1 pseudogene is annotated in these 1,084 nt (G+C 68.9%); it reads right to left on the bottom strand.

Annotated elements, in window-relative coordinates:
• Nucleotides 1-1,084, bottom strand: a pseudogene (locus ABD350_RS37500) (RHS repeat-associated core domain-containing protein); the annotation flags it as partial.

Below are 1,084 nucleotides of genomic sequence, written 5' to 3'. Positions count from 1 at the left end.
TCTTCTGCTGTCCGGCGGGGGTGTAGGTGTAGTCGGTCGTGGTGAAGTCGGTGCCGGTCGGTGTAGGGCCGGCGTACTCGCGGCGCTGGGTGGTCTGGCCGAGGGCGTTGGTGGTCACGGCGACGGCCTGGCCGCCCGTCGGGGCGGTGGTGGCGACGGTGTCGCCGGTGTAGGTGGTGTCGGTGGTCCAGCGGGTGACGCCGTGGATCTTCGTCTCCGCCTTCTTCGGCCGGGCTGCTCCGTCGTAGGTGGTGTCCGTCTGGAGGGGTGCCTGGCCTCCGGAGACCTCCACGGCGGTAGGGCCGGGCGGTGCGGTGCTGTCCCAGATGTCGGACTGCTGGCTGACCGCGAGACCCCGTGCGTCGTATTCGGTCAGGGAGACGAGCCGGCCGCCCTGCGGAGTGGGGGCCTGGACCTGGCGGGAGCGCAGCAGGGAGTCGTAGAACTCGTAGACGGTGTTGTATCCGGAGCCGTCGTGTTTGATGGTGCCGGTGGATACCCACGACATGTCCGTGCTGGTGAGGTGGTAGGTGTAGACGTAGTTGGGGGTCTTGTCCAGGACTGTGAGCCGGTTGGGGAGCCAGAGTTTGGTGATGCGGCCGAGGCTGTCGTATTCGCTCTCGGTGACCTTGCCGTTCGGGTCGGTGACCTTCAAGGCTGCGCCGGTCGCGAAGTCCAGGTTCTGGGTGGTCTTGTAGGTTTTGGCGTCCTCGACGGTTGTCGAGGTCAGCGGGCCGGAGTCGGCCGGGTCGTAGGTGGTCGAGGCGACCGGCAGGTCGTTGGTGTCGGTGACGGCCTTGGGGCGCCCGAGGTCGTCGTACGTCGTCCGGGAGAGCTTCTGCCAGGTGGGGGTGTCGTCTGTGCCGTAGCCCTTGGCGCGTCCGGTCCAGGTGACGTCGCCCTTGAGCGGCTTCTGGGACGGCGTCCAGGCGGTGGCGGTGGGGTCGTCGTAGACGGTGGCGGTGTCGGCGATGACGTCGCCGGGCCGGGTGGAGTCGGCGGGCAGGTCGAGGGCGGAGTCGGCGGTGGCGCAGGTGGCGGCGACGGTGCGGCTGCGGGAGACGAGGGAGTTGATGCCCTTGTC

The sequence above is a fragment of the Streptomyces nogalater genome (genome assembly GCF_039532885.1).
GTDB classification, from domain to species: Bacteria; Actinomycetota; Actinomycetes; order Streptomycetales; family Streptomycetaceae; genus Streptomyces; species Streptomyces nogalater.
The sequence above is the reverse complement of the archived record's forward strand: the minus strand, read 5'-3'. Positions and strand labels throughout refer to the sequence as shown.